We start from the raw sequence: 15,987 nt of genomic DNA on the forward strand, positions 1-15,987 counted from the left end.
GCTTCATGACGGGGAATGGACGACGACCAGATGGTCTGGTGATCGGCTCGCTGATCGCCATCTCTTTCGGCACGGTGTTCGTGATGGTCAACAGTGGTGGGCTGCCGGAGCCCTGGCCGCTGATCATCCAGAGCGTGGGGGCGGCCGTCGCCGCGCTGCTGATCATCGCGCTGATTGCCACGGTGCGCAGCCCGCGACGGGAACCAGCTGTGCCGGCGCGGGGCGGGTTTTCGGACAAGAGGTACTGGCTGATCGTCGCGGCGGAGGTTGTGGCGCTCTTCGGCGGGCTTGCGGTGATCAACGAGGTGCTGGAGGCGCCGGACGTCTCGGTGGCCTGGATCGCTGTGGTGGTGGGGACGCACTTCTTCGCGCTGGCGTGGGCCTGGCAGATGCCGATGTACCACTGGCTGGGCGCGGTGATGACCGGGCTGGGGCTGGGCGGCTTCCTTGCGTACGCGATGGGTGCCTCGGCGGCCGTCGTCGCGCTGATCGCCGGGGTGGGGTCGGGCTTCGCGCTGTTCGGCTCGGTGGTGGCCGGGCTGCGGGAGACGCGGCGCCGGCAGCTGGAACCGGCGGCGTAAGCAAGGCACGCCGGACACACAGCGGGCGTAAGCAAAGGCACGCCGGACACGCGGCGGCGTAAGCAAGGCACGCCGGGCACGCGGCGGCGTAAGCAAAAGGCGTAAGTAAAAGGCGGGCGCCCGAGACGCGCGAGGGCCGGCGCGTCTCGGGCGGGCTGGGTCAGCGGCGCAGTTCGCCGAGGCGGCGCTCCGGGTTGGGGGCGGCGTCGGCGAGGGTTTTCGTGTACGAGTGCTGCGGGTTGAGGATCACGTCGTCGGCGGGGCCGCGTTCGACGATCTCGCCCTTGTACATCACCAGGATCTCGTCGGAAAAGTGCCGGGCGGTGGCCAGGTCGTGGGTGATGTAGAGGACGCCCAGGTCCTCCTCGCGCTGCAGGGTGGCGAGCAGGTTGAGTACGCCCAGGCGGATCGAGACGTCCAGCATGGAGACCGGTTCGTCGGCGATCAGCACGCCGGGTTCCGGGGCCAGGGCGCGGGCGATCGCGACCCGCTGGCGCTGGCCGCCGGAGAGTTCGTGCGGGCGGCGCTGGGCGACGGTTTCGGCCGGGGTGAGGCGTACGCGTTCCAGCAGATGCAGGACCCGCTTGTGCACCTCGGCGTCGGTCATCTTCGGGTGGTGCAGCCGGATCGGCCGGGCCAGATGGTGTTCGACGGTGTGGAACGGGTTGAGCGACGCGAACGGGTCCTGGAAGACCATCTGCACGGTACGGCGGTACTGCGCGAGCCCGGCACCCCGGCGGGCGACCGGTTTCCCGTCGAGCAGGATCTCACCGGAGGACGGCTGTTCCAGCTGGAGCAGCAGTTTGGCGATGGTGGACTTGCCGCTGCCGCTCTGCCCGACCAGCGCCACGGTCCGGCCGTGGTCGAGGGTGAAGCTGACGTCGTTGACGGCGCGCAGCTTGCTGGTGCGGAAACCGTCGCGCAGCCGGTACTCCTTGACCAGGTTGCGCACTTCCAGCGTGGTCATGACGCCTCCTCGGCGACGGAGGCGACAGAGGTGCCGGAGGTGACGGAGGTGCCGGAGGTGCCGGAGGTGACGGAGACCGCGTCCAGGGCGAGCAGCCGGTCGTCCATCGCCCCGCGGACGAACGAGCCACGATCCCCGGTGAGGCTGGGGAACGACGCCAGCAACTGCCGGGTGTACTCGTGCTTCGGGTTGGTGTAAAGGTCCACGGCATCCCCCAACTCGACGATCTCGCCCGACCGCATCACCGCGATCCGATCGCTGATCTCCAGCAGCAGCGGCAGGTCATGGGTGATGAAGATGACCGCGAAGCCGAGTTCGTCCCGCAGCCGGGTGATCTCCCGCAGAATCTCCCGCTGCACGACGACATCCAAAGCGGTGGTCGGCTCGTCCATGATCATGATCTGCGGCTCGAGGGCCATCGCCATCGCGATCATGACGCGCTGCCGCATGCCGCCGGACAGCTCGTGCGGGTAGGCGTTGAGCCGCGCCCGGTCCACCCCGACACGTTCCAGCAGGTCACCGCAGCGCTGCCGGCGATCGCGCCGGGACAGCTCCGGCCGGTGGGTCTCGAAGATGTCCTCGAACTGGTCGCGGATCGAGATCACCGGGTTGAGCGAGTTCATCGCGCCCTGGAAGACCATGGAGATCTTGTCCCAGCGGGCGGCCCGCAGGTCCTCCGGCGACAGGTCTCCCCAGTCGATGTCGTAGCCCTCGCGGGAGTGGAACACCGCGTGCCCGCTGGAGATCATCGCGGGCGGCTTGAGCAGGCGGACGATTCCGTACGCCAGCGTGCTCTTACCGCAGCCGCTCTCTCCGGCCAGGCCGAGCACCTCACCGCGCTTGAGCTCGAACGATACGTTCTTGACGGCGTGCACCACCGGGCTGACCAGGTAGTCGACGCTGAAGTTCTCGACAGTCAGCACAGGGTGGCTCACAGCGTCGACTCCTTGGCCTTGCGCAGCTGCTCGCGAGACATCCGCCAGCCGCGACGGGCGGCCCGGGTCTGGTTGCGCAGCTTCGGGTTGATGATCTCGTCGATCGAGAAGTTGATCAGCGACAGGGCGGCGCCGAACAGGGCCAGCATCAGGCCCGGCGGCACGAACCACCACCAGGCGCCGAGCCGCAGGGCCAGGCCGTTCTGCGCGTAGTAAAGCATGGTGCCCCAGGTGAACGAGCCGCTGGCGCCGAGGCCGAGGTAGGACAGGCCGGCCTCGCCGAGGATCGCGAAGATGACCGCGAAGACCACCTGGGAGGCGAGCAGCGGCACCAGGTTGGGCAGGATCTCGACGAACAGGATCCGCCAGCGCTTCTCCCCCGCGACCCGGCAGGCCAGCACGTAGTCGCGGCTGCGCAGGCTCAGGGTGGAGCCGCGCAGCACCCGGGCCGAGCCGGCCCAGCTGGTGATGGCCAGCACCACCGAGACGAGCAGGATGCTCTTGTCGGGGACGTACGCGCTGATCACGATCACCACGGGCAGGCCGGGGATGACCAGCATGATGTTGGTGAACAGCGAGAACGACTCGTCGACCCAGCCGCCGGCGTAGGCGCCGACGATGCCGAAGAAACTGGACAGGATCAGGGTCAGCACGCCGACGATCAGGCCGACGAGCAGGGAGCCGCGGGTCGCGTACGCCAGCTGCGCCAGAACGTCCTGTCCGGTCTGGGTCGTACCGAGCAGGTGTTCGCTGCTGGGCCCGGCCAGGCCGATGTCGCTCACCGTCGAGGGGTCCTGGACCAACAGCGGCCCGATCAGTCCGAAGAGCACGATGGCCCCGCCGATGATCAGGCCGGCGAGAAGCTTGCCGGTCATCGGCGGCAGTGCGATGCGGCGTCTGCGGCCTGGGACCGGGGTGTCCGCCGACACCGCTTCGGCGGCCTGGGTTGCCAGAGTCATGGTCGGCTCCTCTCAGCTCCGCGCCCGGGTGCGCGGGTCGATGACCGAGTACAGGAGGTCGACCAGCAGGTTCGCGCCCAGTACCGACAGCGTGATGATCAGGAAGATGCCCTGCATGAGGGCGTAGTCGTTGCCGCCGACGGCCTGCAGCAGCGCCGAACCGATGCCCGGGTAGGAGAAGACCGCCTCGGTGACGATCGAGCCGGCGACCACGAAGCCGAGCGAGATGGCGAAGCCGGAGATGGACGGCAGGACGGCGTTGCGGGCTGCGTACCGCCGCATGATCCGGCCGCTGCGCAGGCCCTTCGCCTCCGCGGTGACCATGTAGTCCTCGGAGAGCGTGGAGACCATCATGTTGCGCATGCCGAGCATCCAGCCGCCGACCGAGCTGATGATGATGGTCAGCGCGGGCAGCGTGCCGTAGTAGATGACCGAGCCGATGAACGCGGCGTTCCAGCCGGGCGTGACGTTGTAGACGTCGTACCCACCGTTGAGCGGGAACAGCGGCCAGATGCTGCCGAACAGGAAGAGCAGGATCAGAGCGAGCCAGAAGTACGGCACCGACTGGAACATCGTCGTGACCGGGATGAGGTTGTCCAGCCAGGAGCCCCGTTTCCAGCCGGCGAGGGTGCCGAGACCCACGCCGGCCAGGAACGAGATGATCGTGGCCAGTCCGATCAGGCCGATGGTCCAGGGCAGCGTCTGCCCGATGATGTCGATGACCGAGGCGGGGAAGAACGTCACCGACACACCCAGGTCCCCGGTGGCCAGCCCGGACAGGTAGTCCAGGTACTGGCCCCAGAGCGGCTGGCTGGAGTCGGTGCCGAGCATCGCCTCGATCGACGCCCGGGTTTCCGGGCTGACCGGCCCCTTCTGGCCGAGTTTCGAGATCATGATCTCGACCGGGTCGCCCGGCATGAGTCGCGGGATGAAGAAGTTGACCGTGAGCGCGGCCCAGAGGGCGGCCAGGTAGAACCCGACCTTCCGGAGCAGGTACATGGGTTACTTCGCCGCCGGCTTCAGGTTCGACAGCACGATGCCGTTGTCCCACGCCTTCCAGGTCGCGGGCAGCGCGAACTTGTTGTCGTCGGTGGGCCAGCCGGTGGCGTTGGCGGTGCTGAACTCGGTGAGCATCGAGTTGAGGTAGATCGGGATGTACGGCAGGTCCCGGACGATCTCGGTCTGGATCTTGGCGTACTCGGCCTTCTGCGCGTTCTCGTCGTTGGTGGCCGACGCCGCCTCGATGGCCTTGTCCACCGTCGCGTTGCTGTAGCGGGAGTAGTTGCCGCTGGTGCCGGCCGCCTCACCGACCTTGGCGGTGGTCTTGGTGACGTACTTCAGGCTGTAGGTCGCGAACGGGTTGGTGGACGCGCCCAGGCCGATCGAGTCCAGCGACAGCTGGTACTTGCCCTGCACCTGGTTGTTGTTCCACTCGTTCCAGGACAACTGGCTCGGCTTGAGCTCGATGCCGACCTCTTTGAGCTGCTGCGACATCGCGTCGTTGAGCGAGATGTAGTCACTCCAGCCGGTGACGGTCTGGATGGTCAGGGACAGCTTCTCGCCGCCCTTGGCCCGGATGCCGTCGCTGCCCTTGACCCAGCCGGCCGCGTCCAGGATCTGGTTCGCCTTGGCCACGTCCGGGGCGCCCGGGATGGTGAGGTTCGCCGGGTCGGCGATCCACTTCTTGTCCCGCTCGGGCGGCAGCATCGTCGGGGAGGCAGTCTTCGCGAAGCCGCCACCGGCCAGCTTGTTGAGCTGGTCGCGGTTGAGCGCGTGGTAGATGGCCTGGCGCACGGCGACGTCGGTCTGCGGGCCGGTGCAGCCGAGGTCGGCGTTGGCGCAGGTGAAGATCGACGTGGTCATCGCCGGGGTGTTGACGTACGTCAGGTTCTTGTTGCTGGCGATCAGCTGGTCGAGGCCGGGCAGGAAGGAGCTCATCCAGTCGACCTGACCGGCGGTCAGCGCGGCGCTGGCGGCGTCGGCGGTGGCCAGGGAGATGTACCGGACGTTCTGGATCTGCGGCTTGTCCGGCTGCCAGTAGCCCGGGTTCTTCTCCATCACGTAGCTCTGCGCGGTGAACTGCTTGAGCTTGTACGGACCGGTGCCGACCGGGTTCTGGTTGATCGTCTTCGCCGGGTCGTCGATCTTGCCCCAGATGTGCTCCGGGATGATCGCGGTGTTGCCGACGATGGACGCTTCCTCGGTGTACGAGGTGACCGGGAAGGTCAGGACCACGGTCTTGTCGTCTTTGGCCTCGACCGAGGTCAGCTTCAGACCGGTCGCGTTGATCGACTTCGTCTTGTTGATCAGGTCGAAGGTGAAGGCGACGTCCTTGGCGGTGAACGGCTGGCCGTCGGACCACTTCACGCCTTCGCGGGTGGTGATCGTCAGCTGCTTGCCGTCCGGGCTCCAGGAGTGGCCGGTGGCGAGCATCGGCGCCGGCTCCGCCTCACTGGCGAAGTTGAAGTAGTAGAGCGGCTCGTAGATGAGCCCCTGGGTGGGCTGCAGGAACGTCGGGCTGAACGGGTTCCAGTTCTCGACGATCGTGCCGGTCGCACCGTTGAAGACGGTTACCGTGCTGTTCGCACCGTTCGTGCCTGATTTGTTATCACCGGAAGAGTCGGAACAGCCGGTCAGCGCGAGCGCGACCGCGGCGGCCACCGCGATGGCCCGGCGACGGCCTTTGAAGAGGTCATACATCAGCGAATCCCTCGTTCGGATCGCCACCGGGGGCGGCGAGTGAAGCGGTTCAGCCGCGCCGCACAGGTGCGGCGCGGATCACCTTCGACGGGCCATTATTAAGTCGCTTAAGTTTGCTCTGTCAAGAGCAGGTTTCCGGTCGTCGCTCAGTACGCCACTTCGCGGCCCGGCACGAGACGTGGAGAGTCATCAATGCCTGATCAATCGAAGCCGATCACGGTGCTCTGCACCGGCGACAGCATCACCGACTGCGGTCGCCGGGAAGATCCGGACCATCTCGGGTACGGCTACGTGCGCCGCCTGACCGTGCCCGGAGCCCGGATCGTCAACACCGGGATCGGCGGGGATCTCTCCGCCGACCTGGCCGCCCGCTGGGACCGCGACGTCCTGGCGCACTCCCCCGACGTGCTGTCGGTGCTGATCGGGATCAACGACGTGTGGCGGCGCTACGACGGCGCCGGGCAGGTCACCACCGCCGCGGAGTTCGCCGCCAATCTCCGCGGTTCACTCAGCCGACTGCAGCCCGGAGTGAGGCTGATTCTCATCGAGCCGTTCGTGCTGCCGGTGACCGAGGAGCAGCAGCGCTGGGAGGCCGAGGATCTGGGCGAGAAGCGAGCGACGGTACGCGAGCTGGCCACCGAGTTCGGTGCGGCGTTCCTGCCGGCGCAGCAGATCCTGACCGCGGCCGCGGCTCGCGAAGGCGCCGCCGCGATCGCCGCCGACGGGGTGCACCCCACCGATCGCGGGCACGAGTTGCTGGCCCAGGCTCTTGACCCCTTAGTTAACTCATTTTAGATTCTCCGGGACATGATTCACACCAACCATTGACAATCATGAAACCTTCAGCGCATCGTGGGAGCGCTCCCAGCATCCCGTCCCCCGGGAGCACCCCCACGACCGTCCGCCACCGCACCCGGCGGACAGGGAGGAAGCCATGAAATCGAAATGGTGGGGCGGCCTCGCGGCCGTCCTGACCGCCGGCGCCGCGGCGCTCACGATGGCTCAGCCGGCTCAGGCTGCCGCAGGTTTCACCGTCTCCGGCACCCGCATCCTCGACGCCAACGGCAACACCTTCGTGATGCGCGGGGTCAACCACGCGCACACCTGGTACCAGGACCGCACTCCCCAGGCCCTCGCCGACATCAAGGCGCTCGGCGCCAACACCGTCCGGGTCGTGCTCGGCAGCGGGCAGCGCTGGGGACCGGACAGCGCCGCCAACGTCTCCACCGTGATCAGCCAGTGCAAGGCGAACCGGTTGATCTGCGTCCTCGAGGTCCACGACACCACCGGGTACGGCGAGCAGTCCGGCGCCGCGACCCTGGCGCAGGCCGTCGACTACTGGATCTCGATCAAGAGCGCGCTCGACGGCCAGGAGAACTTCGTCATCCTGAACATCGGCAACGAGCCGTACGGCAACGGCTCGACCGCGTCGAACTGGACCGCCGACACCAAGTCGGCGATCACCCGGCTGCGTTCCGCCGGCTTCCAGCACCAGATCATGGTGGACGCGCCGAACTGGGGCCAGGACTGGCAGTTCATCATGCGCGACAACGCCGCCTCGGTGTTCGCCGCCGACCCGCAGAAGAACACCGTCTTCTCGATCCACATGTACGGCGTGTTCGACACCGCCGCGGAGATCACCGACTACCTGGGCCGGTTCCAGACCGCGAACCTGCCGATCGTGGTCGGCGAGTTCGGTTTCGACCACTCCGACGGCAACCCCGACGAGGACACCATCTTCGCCACCGCGCAGCAGCGCGGCATCGGGTACCTCGGCTGGTCGTGGTCGGGCAACGGTGGCGGCGTCGAGTACCTCGACATGGTCACCGGCTTCAACGCGGCGCAGCTGACCACCTGGGGCCAGCGGATCTTCAACGGCGCCAACGGCATCAAGGCGACCTCGCGGGAGGCGACGGTCTTCGGCGGCACGTCCTCGCCGTCGCCCTCGTCTTCGGCGTCGCCCAGCAACCCGTCCTCACCGTCTCCGTCGCCCAGCAACCCGTCCTCACCGTCTCCGTCGCCCAGCAACCCGGGCACCGGCGGGTGCACCGCGACCTACACGGTGAACAACTCGTGGCCGGGCGGCTTCCAGGGCACCGTGACCGTGAAGGCCGGCGCGGCCGCGATCAACGGCTGGACCGTCACCTGGACCTGGCCCAACGGCCAGCGCTTCACCAACAGCTGGAACGCCAGTGTGACCAGCTCGGGTGAGACGGTCACCGCCCGCAACGCCGCCTACAACGGCAAGCTCGCCGCGGGTGGCGAGGCCAGCTTCGGGTTCACCGCCTCCCGGGGAACCACCAACAACGCTCCGTCGCCGATCGCCTGCGCCGCGAGCTGAAGCATCACTCCTGCCGGTGCCGTGGGCTCGCCTGCCCGCGGCACCGGCTCTTTGCTCACCGAACAGCACAGCCGTTCTGCTCACCGGACGGCGTAGTCGGCCAGACCCGGCTCCAGCAGGGCGAAAGCCTCCCCGGCCAGGGCGGTCACCGCCTCCGCGATCTCGTGATCGGGGCGGCTGTCGAGCGTACGCCGCAGGGTTTCCTCAAAAAGCAGGCGCAGGACGCCGCCCATCTGGGCGGCCGCGACGCGCGGCCGGAGGTCTCCGGCGGACCTCCCGGTGATCTCTGCCAGAGCCTCTGCCAGCGACCGTTCCCGTTCGTCGTGGAACTCGCGCAGCCGGGCCGTCAGCGCCGGACTCGCGGTGATCATGCGGGCGAACCCCGGGCCGGAGAAACCGATCACCGGATCGTGCGCGGCGAGAGCGCCCAGCAGCGAGCGGCGCAGCGCAGCCAGGGCGGACTCGCCGGGCAGCCGGTCGCGGACCGCGTCGGCCGGCCCGTGGATGAACGGGCCCTGCAGATCGAGCGCAAGATCCTCCTTGCGCGGGAAGTAGTTGGTGACCGTCATCTTGGCGACCTGCGCGGCCGCCGCCACCTCGGCGATCGTCACGTTGTCGAAGCCGCGCTCCAAGAACAAGCGGGTGGCCTGGTGGGAGATGTGCTCGCGGGTCTGCTGCTTCTTGCGCTCCCGCAGCCCGGACGGTCGGTCGATCACGCCGCTACTATAGCGGAAAATTAGGCTTGACATATTTTTAGGTTCGACCTAAATTCGAACGGTGACAGTTGAAGAGTTCTCCGTAGACCGCGGTCCCTACGCGCTGACCACCGGACCTGACGGCGCTCTCTGGTTCACCCTCGTGCACAGCGGGCGGATCGGCCGGCTGATGCCCGGTCAGGAGCCGGTCACCTATCCCGTCAGTCCGCAGAGCGGGCCGACGATCATCACCGCGGGGCCGGACGGCGCTCTGTGGTTCACCGAATATCAGGGGCATCGCATCGGGCGGATCACCGTCGACGGCGAGGTCACCGAGTTCGAGCTGCCCACCCCGGAGTGCGGGCCGTTCGGGATCACCGCGGGGCCGGACGGTGCCCTGTGGTTCACGATGACCGCCGCCGACCGGGTCGGGCGGATCACCACCGACGGCAAGGTCACCGAGTTCGACCTGCCGGTGAGCGGCGCGTTCGCGTCGGCGATCACGGCCGGCGGGGACGGCGGCCTGTGGTTCGCCCTCAACCAGGGCAACGCGATCGGCCGGATCGGGACCGACGGGGCCATCGCCGTGCATCCGCTGCCGACCGAGGGCGCCGCGCCGGTCGGGATCGCCGCCGGGCCGGACGGCGCCGTGTGGTTCGTGGAGATCGGGGCCGGCCAGATCGGGCGAATCACGCCGGACGGCGCGATCGAGGAGTTTCCGCTGCCCAACCGGGCGGCGCGCCCGCACGCCGTCGTGGTCGACGGCGACGGGACGCCGTGGTTCACCGAGTGGGGCGCCAACCGGGTCGCCCGGATCGCGGCGGACGGCACGGTGACCGGCTACGACCTGCCGACGCCGAAATCCGAGCCGCACGGGATCGCGGTGGGCCCGGACGGGGCGTTGTGGACCGCTCTGGAGTTCGGCGCGCTGGCCCGGATCACCCGCTGACGCACTCGCGACGAGAGGAACCGATGTCAAACCCCGAGTTCGACCGCCAAGTTCGCAATCTGATCGACCTGGGCTATCCGGCGCAGGTCGAGGACAAGCTCGAGCCGCTGCGCGAGCTCGCCGGCGACACGGCGTTTCTGCTGGTCGTCACCAGGACGCTGGTGCCGGTCGAGGAGATGATGCCGCGCACCACCCTGGCCGGGAAGAAGAAGCCCGGCTTCGTGGACGGTTCGTTCGAGCCGGGCTCGCTGGAGCGGTTCGTCGCCACCCCGGCCACCGCCATGCCCGGTCACGACGCCTATCTCCTGCTCGGCGCTGAGCGGGGCGAGGAGTTCTGCGGCGTCGTGCCGAACGACGCGATGGCGACCATCGCCGACCGCGGCCGCACCCCGCTCACCATCGAGGAGGGCATCGCGCTGATCACCCACTTCCCCGAGCTGCTGGAGAAGAACAAATGCTTCTCGCTCGGCGGCTCCCGGTCCACCGACCGGCGGGTTCCGGCCCTGTGGATCAGCCAGCAGGCGCCGAAGCTCGGCTGGTGCTGGGCCGGCAATCCGCACACCTGGCTCGGCATGGCGTCAGCCGCAGCCCGCGTCGCCCCGTAACCCGCCCGTCACCGGATTGAGACCCAGCGCACACCCCCTTGAACAGCCGCTACACAACTTGAAGTGTCAAGATTCGGCCTGCTCTACGGGGAGAGTCGGGGGATGCGCGGATGAAGTGGGCCAGGACGGCTGTCACGGCCACGGTGGCGATGGGCGCCGCCGCGGGGCTGTATGTGGCTCTCGGCCGCGAGGACGACCCGGACCAGGCCCCGTCCAGCGCCGCCGTGGTTCCGTCAGCCGCGCCGACCGCGGTGACCGAGGTCAAGGCGCCCGAGGTCAAGGTCCTCGAGTCGGTCGAGGAGCCACTGCCGTGGGTCGGCACCTGGGCGGTGGCCGTCCAGCCTCGCGGCCGGGCCTTCGCACGGCAGACGCTGCGCCAGATCGTGCACACCAGCATCGGCGGGACCAGCGCCCGGGTGCGGCTGTCCAACGCGTACGGGGCTCGCCCCCTCACGGTGAGCAGCGTGCACCTGGCCCGGCGGTTGACGGACAGTGCGATCGACCCGGCCACCGATCAGCCGGTGACGTTCGGCGGCAAGACCTCGGTGACGATCCCGGCCGGCGAGTCGGCGGTCAGCGACCCGGTCGCCTTCGCGGTGCCGGCCGACAGCGACCTCGCGGTGAGTGTGTACCTGCCGAAGAACACCGGCACGAGCACCCGCCACGGGTTCGCCGGCCGGCACAACTACATCGCGTCCGGCGACCAGGCGTCGTCCGCGGACCTGCGCGGGGCGAAAACCGTCAAGAGCTACTTCTTCCTGGCCGGCGTCGACGTGCAGAATGCGAAGGCGACCGGCTCGGTGGTCACCTTCGGCGCCTCGATCACCGACGGCGTCGCCTCGTCCTTCAACGCCAACCGCCGCTGGCCCGACCTGCTCTCCGACCGGTTGCGGGCGTCCGGCCGCACCGTCGGCGTGCTCAACACCGGCATCAGCGGCAACCGGTTCACCTCGGACCGCAGCGGCGAGAGCGCCGCCAAACGCTTCGACCGCGACGTCCTGCAGCAGCCCGGCGTCCGCTGGGTGATCATCTCGGACGACGCGATCAACGACCTCGGCCACGGCGCCTCCCCCGCCCGGCTCAAGGACGAACTGCGCGACCTCGTCGACCGCGGCCACGACGCCGGCATCAAGGTGATCTGCTCGACGCTCACCCCGTTCCGCGGCGCCGGCTACTGGACCCAACGCGGCGAACAGGGCCGCACCGAGATCAACGCCTTCATCCGCTCCGGCCGCAGCGGCTGCGACGCCGTCCTCGACCAAGATCGCGCCACCCACGACCCGGCCTCCCCCACCCGCTTCCTGGACAAATACGACTCCGGCGACCATTTGCACCCGGACAGCCAGGGCATGCAGGCCATCGCCAACGCGGTCAACTTGCGCTGGTTCTGAAGGGAAAGACCTTTCGGCGTACGACAGAGCCGCGATCTCGCTGCCACTCCGGGCCCCAGCGCGGCCGCCGGGCCCATGTAGGTGGTTGCGCAGGAGATGCTGCCGCTCCAAGCCGCAGCGTTGGTGCCGAGCCGCAGCCCTTGGTGCCGAACCCGCGCGGCCGCGGAGCAGCGCGGGTGCCGAGCTGCAGCCCTGGCGCCGAGGCGCAACCCTTGGTGCCGAGCCCGCGCGGCCGCAGAGCAGCGCGGGTGCCGAGCTGCAGCCCTGGCGCCGAGCCGCAACCCTTGGTGCCGAACCCGCGCGGCCGCAGAGCAGCGCGGGTGCCGAGCTGCAGCCCTGGTCCCGGGCCTCGGCGCAGCCGCCGAACAGCGCTGGTCCCGGACCTCAGCGCGGTAGCTGAGCAGCGCTGGTTTCGAGCCGCATCGCGGATGCCAGGCCGCAACGCGAGCGCCGGCGGCAACACGGATGCCGGGCCGCAACACAGGCGCCGGGCCGCAGCGCGGCAGTCGGGTTGTGGTGCGGCCGCCGGGCTCTGCAGGGGTCAGCGCTGAGGACGGATGGCCCCGGCGACGCAGCGGAGCACGAGCCGCAGGATCTCGTGGCGGGAGGAGTTGCTCTCGGCGAGGAAGCTCCAGCCGAGATAAAGCTGCGCCCAGATCAGGCTCTGCACCCAGATCGGCGGCAGCTCCGGGTCGATGCTGCCGTCGGCCCTGCCCCGCAACACGACCTCCTCGAACCAGTCGTCGCAGGCGCCTGGGCCCTCGTCGTCCAGCGCGATCTGCTCCCGGAAGAGCAGCGACAGCACGTCGCCGAGATCAAAATATTCCTCGCAGAGCCGGTAGACGGCAGCGGCGCCGCTGTCCTCGGTGATGCGGGCGCGGATGCGGGCCTGGTCGACGCGGTCGATCGCCTCTGCGCGCAGGGCGGTGAGCAGATCGCTGCGCTCCGGGAAGTAGCGGTGCAGCGTGGTGCGGCCCACGTCGGCGGCGGCAGCGACGTCGCCGAGCGAGGCGGCCGGGTTGCGGGCGAGGACCTCGATGGCGGCGTCGAGGATGGCCTGCCGGGTGCGCGCGCGGCTGCCGGTGGGGACGGTGCTCACTGGCACAGAATAACAGTTGCCCATTTTGGAACAGCAGTGTTCCATTGCGGGTATGCCGGATGCCACGAGATTGAAGACTCTGCTGGGCGTTCTCCGACCGCACCGCCGCACCATGGCCATCGGGCTGGCCCTAGGCCTGGTCGCCAACGCCGCCGGGCTGGCCACCCCGATGGTCACCAAATGGGTGCTCGACTCCTTCAGTGACGGGGTGGACCTGGCCGGGCCGATCGGGGTGCTGCTCGGCCTCGTCGTGATCGGTGCGGCCATCACCCTGTGGCAGTGGATCCTGATGGGCACGCTGGCCGAGCAGATCGTGCTGGATGCGCGTACGTCGATCATCAGCCGCTATTTCCGGGCGCGCGTCGGTGACCTGCAACGCCGGCCCACCGGCGAGCTGGTCACCCGGGTCACCTCCGACACCCAGCTGATGCACGAGGCGTCGGGCAGCCTGGTCGGCCTGATCAACGCCGGGGTCGGGCTGATCGGCACGCTGATCCTGATGGCCGTGCTCGACCTGACCCTGCTGGGCTGCACCCTGATCTCGGTCGTCCTGGTCAGCGCGGTGATGGCGATGCTGCTGCCGAAGATCAGCACCGCGCAGACCGCGGCACAGGACTCGATCGGGAAACTCGGCGCCAGTCTGGAGGGTTCGCTGCGCGCTATTCGTACGGTGAAGGCCAGCCGCGCCGAGACTCGCCAGAGTGAGCAGATCATCGGAACCGCGCGGGACGCCGCGGCACACAGCGTGCGCGCCGCCAAGGTCGCGGCCACGGTGTGGACGATCTCGTGGTCCGGCATCAACCTGGCCGTGATCCTGATCCTGGCGGTCGGCGCCTGGCGCGCGCACCTCGGCCTGCTGGAGGTGTCGAGCCTGGTCGCGTTCCTGCTCTACGTGTTCCAGCTGATGGGGCCGATCAGCGAGCTGACGCAGAACATGACGGCGCTGCAGTCGGGCATCGCCGCGGCCGGGCGGATCAACGAGCTGTCCACCATCGCGCTGGAGCCGCACGAGCAGAGCCGGCCCGGCGGCGCCCCCGACCTCGACGGCCCGGTGCTGGTCCTGCAGGACGTGACCGCGCGGTACGGGCCGGACGCCCCACCCGCGGTCCGCGGCATCGACCTGGAGATCCCGCGGCGCGGGCACACCGCGGTGGTCGGACCGTCCGGCGCCGGCAAAACGACCCTTTTCTCGCTGCTGCTGCGCTTCCTCGAGCCGGACGGCGGCCAGATCCTGCTGGACGGCCGGCCCTACGCGACGTGGTCGCACGACGAGGTGCGGTCCCGCTTGGCGTACGTCGAGCAGGAGACCCCGGTGGTCCCCGGCACGATCGGCGACAACCTGCGCTTCACCCACCCCGACGCCACCGACGAGGAACTGCTCGCCGTCCTGCGCTCGGTCCAGCTCGACGACAAGATCAACGAACTGCCGGACGGCCTGGACACCTCCCTGAGCTCCACCGACGTGTCCGGCGGCCAGCGTCAGCGGATCGCGCTGGCCCGGGCGCTGCTGCGTACCCCCGAGGTGCTCCTGCTGGATGAGGCAACCGCGCAGGTGGACGGCCTGACCGAGGCCGCTGTGCAGGACTGCATCCGCTCCCGAGCCTCCTCGGGGGCGGTGGTGACGATCGCGCACCGTCTCTCCACGGTCTTGGACGCCGACCGCATCATCGTGATGGACGACGGCCGGATCCGAGCCCAGGGCACCCACGCCTCCCTGTACGCCACCGACGCCCTCTACCGCAGCCTCGTCGAGGCCCTGCGCATAGCCGCCGACCAGCCCGCCCCGGTCTAACCCAGCTGACCGTCAGCGTCGTTTCCCGCGCGCTGAAGCAGCAGTGCGCGTCAGCCGAGCCCCCTCGGCTGACCGCCACCGTCGTATCCCGGCCGCCGAAGCAGCAGTGCGGGTCAGCTAGCCGGGGCCGAGGGGGCCGGTTGCCATGGTGCCGCCGACGGTGCGGTGCTCCGGGGCGGTGGGGTCGGGTTCGCTGAGGTCGGCGGCCCACTTCTCGGCGTCGTCGTGTGGGTGGTAGCCGATCGCCTCGCCGCCGGCGGTGGACCACCAGCGGCGGGAGTTGGCGGAGACGCCCCAGACCAGGCGCCATCCGGTTGCCGTCAGCGCCGCCTCCACCAGGCGCGCGAGGTCGTCCGGGGAGAGCCATACCGACAGGTCGCGCGGGTTCCGCGGGTGGTCGTGGCAGGCGCCGATCCGCAGGCAGATGACGTGCAGGCCGTGGCGATCGTGGTAGAGCCGGCCGAGGGTCTCCAGGGCCGCTTTGCTCCAGCCGTAGTAGGTGTCCGGCCGGGGTGGCACGTCGTCGGGAAGGTCGGCTTCGGTGCGTTCGTGCAGGCCGGCGGCGTGGTTGCTGGAGGCGAGCACCACCCGTGGAATGCCGAGCCGGTACGCGGCCTGCAACACCCGTTCGGTGCCGCGGACGTTGACCTCGAGCACGTCGTCGAACGGGCTCTCGTCGGCGAGGCCGCCGAGATGCACGATCGCGTCGACACCCCGGGCGGCGCGTTCGACCGCGTCGCCGTCGGTGACGTCGAGGGCTTCGACCCCGTCGGCGGGATGGAGGTCGGTCAGGCGCAGGGTGTGCTGGGTGAGGCGTTCGCGCAGTATGGTGCCGAGGGCCCCGGAAGCGCCGGTCATGAGGATCACCGCCATGCGATCGTGATGCCCGCCCCGGCATCTCTCATGCCTTCGCCCGCCGGGAAACCCAGGCCGGCCGGGTGATCAGCGCGGGTCGGGTGATCAGCGCGGGCCG

Annotated in this window: 15 protein-coding genes; 7 read left to right on the forward strand and 8 right to left on the reverse strand. The window is 69.3% G+C overall.

What is annotated here, in order from left to right:
- Positions 1-5: 5 nt before the first annotated feature.
- Positions 6-581: a hypothetical protein gene (locus OHA21_RS26440; protein ID WP_328478162.1), complete on the forward strand. Its 576-nt coding sequence runs from the start codon at positions 6-8 to the stop codon at positions 579-581.
- Positions 582-741: 160 nt separating this feature from the next.
- Here the strand turns inward: OHA21_RS26440 and OHA21_RS26445 are convergent, their stop codons facing one another.
- The 5 genes from OHA21_RS26445 to OHA21_RS26465 are packed head-to-tail and all read right to left on the reverse strand — an operon-like array spanning position 742 to position 6,142.
- A complete protein-coding gene (locus OHA21_RS26445; RefSeq protein WP_328478163.1) occupies positions 742-1,548 on the reverse strand; it encodes an ABC transporter ATP-binding protein in 807 nt (268 codons plus the stop codon).
- Positions 1,545-2,483, reverse strand: a complete 939-nt coding sequence (locus tag OHA21_RS26450; RefSeq protein ID WP_328478165.1) for an ABC transporter ATP-binding protein — start codon at positions 2,481-2,483, stop codon at positions 1,545-1,547. Before OHA21_RS26450 ends, OHA21_RS26445 begins: the two co-directional genes overlap by 4 nt.
- Positions 2,480-3,442, reverse strand: coding sequence for an ABC transporter permease (locus tag OHA21_RS26455; RefSeq protein WP_328478167.1), 963 nt, complete (start codon positions 3,440-3,442; stop codon positions 2,480-2,482). Before OHA21_RS26455 ends, OHA21_RS26450 begins: the two co-directional genes overlap by 4 nt.
- A gap of 12 nt (positions 3,443-3,454) precedes the next feature.
- The gene (locus OHA21_RS26460; RefSeq protein WP_328478169.1) at positions 3,455-4,441 is read right to left on the reverse strand and encodes an ABC transporter permease; all 987 of its coding nucleotides are present in this window, start codon (positions 4,439-4,441) and stop codon (positions 3,455-3,457) included.
- A gap of 3 nt (positions 4,442-4,444) precedes the next feature.
- Complete coding sequence (locus tag OHA21_RS26465) at positions 4,445-6,142, reverse strand: ABC transporter substrate-binding protein (protein WP_328478171.1); 1,698 nt, start codon at positions 6,140-6,142, stop codon at positions 4,445-4,447.
- A 192-nt stretch (positions 6,143-6,334) separates the two neighbouring features.
- Between OHA21_RS26465 and OHA21_RS26470 the strand changes: the two genes are divergently transcribed.
- Complete coding sequence (locus OHA21_RS26470; protein WP_328478172.1) at positions 6,335-6,937, forward strand: SGNH/GDSL hydrolase family protein; 603 nt, start codon at positions 6,335-6,337, stop codon at positions 6,935-6,937.
- 139 nt (positions 6,938-7,076) lie between these two features.
- The gene (locus OHA21_RS26475) at positions 7,077-8,483 is read left to right on the forward strand and encodes a cellulase family glycosylhydrolase (protein WP_328478174.1); all 1,407 of its coding nucleotides are present in this window, start codon (positions 7,077-7,079) and stop codon (positions 8,481-8,483) included.
- A gap of 80 nt (positions 8,484-8,563) precedes the next feature.
- Here OHA21_RS26475 and OHA21_RS26480 read toward each other — a convergent pair whose 3' ends face one another.
- On the reverse strand, positions 8,564-9,199 hold the full coding sequence (locus OHA21_RS26480) for a TetR/AcrR family transcriptional regulator (RefSeq protein ID WP_328478176.1): 636 nt from the start codon (positions 9,197-9,199) through the stop codon (positions 8,564-8,566).
- 61 nt (positions 9,200-9,260) lie between these two features.
- Here OHA21_RS26480 and OHA21_RS26485 point away from each other — a divergent pair, with 61 nt between their 5' ends.
- The 3 genes from OHA21_RS26485 to OHA21_RS26495 all read left to right on the forward strand — a co-directional run bounded on the left by OHA21_RS26485 (position 9,261) and on the right by OHA21_RS26495 (position 12,123).
- The gene (locus OHA21_RS26485) at positions 9,261-10,127 is read left to right on the forward strand and encodes a Vgb family protein (RefSeq protein WP_328478178.1); all 867 of its coding nucleotides are present in this window, start codon (positions 9,261-9,263) and stop codon (positions 10,125-10,127) included.
- Positions 10,128-10,150: 23 nt separating this feature from the next.
- Positions 10,151-10,732, forward strand: coding sequence for a DUF5701 family protein (locus OHA21_RS26490; protein ID WP_328478180.1), 582 nt, complete (start codon positions 10,151-10,153; stop codon positions 10,730-10,732).
- Positions 10,733-10,842: 110 nt separating this feature from the next.
- Positions 10,843-12,123 carry a GDSL-type esterase/lipase family protein gene (locus OHA21_RS26495; protein WP_328478182.1) on the forward strand — a complete coding sequence of 427 codons (1,281 nt, stop codon included), beginning with the start codon at positions 10,843-10,845 and terminating at the stop codon, positions 12,121-12,123.
- A 541-nt stretch (positions 12,124-12,664) separates the two neighbouring features.
- Here the strand turns inward: OHA21_RS26495 and OHA21_RS26500 are convergent.
- Positions 12,665-13,222, reverse strand: a complete 558-nt coding sequence (locus OHA21_RS26500; protein WP_328478184.1) for a TetR/AcrR family transcriptional regulator — start codon at positions 13,220-13,222, stop codon at positions 12,665-12,667.
- A gap of 112 nt (positions 13,223-13,334) precedes the next feature.
- On the opposite strand from OHA21_RS26500, the gene OHA21_RS26505 reads away from it, so the two are divergent.
- Positions 13,335-15,014 carry an ABC transporter ATP-binding protein gene (locus OHA21_RS26505; protein WP_328478186.1) on the forward strand — a complete coding sequence of 560 codons (1,680 nt, stop codon included), beginning with the start codon at positions 13,335-13,337 and terminating at the stop codon, positions 15,012-15,014.
- Positions 15,015-15,131: 117 nt separating this feature from the next.
- On the opposite strand, the gene OHA21_RS26510 is transcribed toward OHA21_RS26505, so the two are convergent.
- On the reverse strand, positions 15,132-15,887 hold the full coding sequence (locus OHA21_RS26510; RefSeq protein WP_328478188.1) for an NAD-dependent epimerase/dehydratase family protein: 756 nt from the start codon (positions 15,885-15,887) through the stop codon (positions 15,132-15,134).
- Positions 15,888-15,987: the final 100 nt, after the last annotated feature.

The organism is Actinoplanes sp. NBC_00393 (genome assembly GCF_036053395.1).
Taxonomy (GTDB): domain Bacteria; phylum Actinomycetota; class Actinomycetes; order Mycobacteriales; family Micromonosporaceae; genus Actinoplanes.